The following is a 2,371-nucleotide window of genomic DNA, read 5'->3' on the forward strand; positions in this document are numbered from 1 at the left end:
GAGACCTCGACCCTCACCCCGACACCGACGCGCCGGCCCGCCGCGCGACGTGCGCTACACCCTCATCTGGGAAGAGCCTCCGAACCTACCGGAGTCCGAAAGTACCGCGGTCCGAAACTATCTGATGCGCATCTTCTACAATGAGGATGCGCGTATGCACATGCATACGCACACGCACACTCCTTGGACGCCGTAGCGAGCTTCCGGGCAGACGGTCGCAGACGTCGTCCCCCTGGCTCGTTTCCCCGCCCATCAAAAAATGAACGACCGCGGACTAGCTCGGATCAAGGCGACATCCCCTCAGCATCATGACGCGCTTGTGATGCAACTGAATATAGGAAGCTTAGAGATGACGCAACCAGGACAGACCACCACGACTTCGCACGAAGCGATCGATGCGTTCAAGAGAATCGTCGGCGACGAACATGTACTGACCTCTGAGCGTGCCACGATGCCATTCAGCAAAGGCTATCGATTCGGCGGAGGACCAGTCTTCGCCGTGGTGCGCCCCGGCACGCTGGTCGAGATGTGGCGGGCGCTGCAGGTATCCGTCGACAACAACCTCATCGTCATCCCGCAGGCATCGAACACGGGCCTGACTGGTGGATCCGGCCCCGGCTTCCAAGACTACGATCGCCCCATTGTGATCATCTCGACTCACCGCATCGATGAGGTGCACCTCATCAACGACGCGCGCGAGGCGATCTCGCTCGCGGGCACCCCGCTGACACACCTGACCGACGCGCTCGCCAAGCACCAGCGCGAGCCGCACTCGGTGATCGGGTCGACATCAATCGGCGCCTCGGTCATCGGCGGCATCGCGAACAACTCGGGCGGCAGCCAGATTCGCAAGGGTCCGGCATTCACGCGCGAAGCGATCTTCGCCCGCGTCAACGACGACGGCAAGGTCGAGCTGGTCAATCACCTGGGCATCTCGCTCGGAGACGACCCTGAGGTCGCACTCGACCGTCTACAGCGCGGCGAGTGGTCTCCCGAGGATGTCACCCCAGCTCCCGAAGACTCGAACGAGACCGAGTACGCCGAGCACTTGCGCAAGATCGTGCCTTCGCCTGCTCGCTACAATGCGAACCCCGAGTACCTGTTCGAGGCTTCCGGCTCGGCCGGCAAGCTGATGGTGTTCGCGGTGCGCACCCGCACCTTCCCTCGCGAAGTGCACCCGACCGTGTTTTACATCGGCACGAACAACACGCACGAGCTCGAAGAGATCCGTCGGTTGTTCCTCGAAGCCGACATGCCGCTGCCTATCTCTGGTGAGTACATGGGCCGCAGTGCCTTCGACTTGGCCGAGAAGTACGGCAAAGACACCTTCGTCTTCCTGAAGTTCATGAGTCCAGCGCTGCAGACGCGCATGTTCTCGTTCAAGACGTGGGCCAACGGCTTGTTCTCGAAGATTCCCGGCATTGGTCCGACCTTCGCCGACACGGTATCGCAAGCCATGTTCAGCGTGCTGCCCAACCAGCTGCCCAAGCGCATGATGGAGTACCGCAACCGTTTCGAGCATCACCTGCTGCTCACCGTCAGCGAGTCGCAGAAGGTCGCGAGCGAGAAGATGCTCAAGGAGTTCTTCGCAGAGCCCGAGCACACTGGTGAGTTCTTCATCTGCACGTCTGATGAAGAAAAGAGCGCGTCGCTCAACCGGTTCGGCGCGGCCAGTGCCGCCACTCGCTACGCCGCGTTGAAGCGCCGGCACATCGCAGGGCTCATCCCCATCGATGTGGCCCTGCGTCGCGACGATTGGAACTGGCTCGAGGTGCTGCCGGAGGAGATCGACGACCAGCTTGAGGTCAAGGCGTATTACGGGCACTTCTTCTGCCATGTGATGCACCAGGACTATGTCGCCAAGCAGGGCGTGGATCCCGAGGCGCTGCACGACCGCATCCAGCACCTGCTGGAGGAGCGCGGCGCGAAGCTGCCCGCCGAGCACAACTACGGTCGCATCTACAAGCTGCCGGAGTCCATGGAAGAGCACTTCAAGGAGCTCGATCCGACGAATACGTTCAACGCCGGTATCGGCGGCACGTCGCCGCACAAGGACTGGGCCTAAGTCCCCAAGGTAGCGCGACGCCGTGAGAGCCTGAGCGATGTCTTATCCATCTCGGGTGGACCTAGGGCTCGACTCCCTAGGTCCACCGGGACGGATGAGTCGAGACATCGGTCAGAGGCTGGGCAGGCCATAGAATCGCGTGGCGGCGAGGGCCGCGCCCGGTCCGAGAACGGGTCATCGCCTCACGCCGTCAGCTGACCCGCGACGGCCGGCACACCGGCGAAATCCGGCTCATCCGAATCCAGGGTGTAGTCGGGGTCTGAACCCGCCGGTCTCGAGCAGGGATCTGGCGATGTAGTTGGTCAG

The 2,371-nt window shown here is 62.3% G+C and carries 1 protein-coding gene; it reads left to right on the plus strand.

What is annotated here, in order from left to right; translation table 11 throughout:
- Positions 1 to 349: 349 nt before the first annotated feature.
- Complete coding sequence (gene dld, locus ABD093_RS18370; RefSeq protein ID WP_343926337.1) at positions 350 to 2,065, plus strand: D-lactate dehydrogenase; 1,716 nt, start codon at positions 350 to 352, stop codon at positions 2,063 to 2,065.
- Positions 2,066 to 2,371 lie beyond the last annotated feature (306 nt).

This window comes from Brachybacterium tyrofermentans, from assembly GCF_039526165.1.
In the GTDB taxonomy this organism is placed as follows: domain Bacteria; phylum Actinomycetota; class Actinomycetes; order Actinomycetales; family Dermabacteraceae; genus Brachybacterium; species Brachybacterium tyrofermentans.

Coding starts and splice junctions, on each gene's coding strand:
- dld (WP_343926337.1), top strand. CDS start 350: ATGACGCAACCAGGACAGACCACCACGACTTCGCACGAAGCGATCGAT.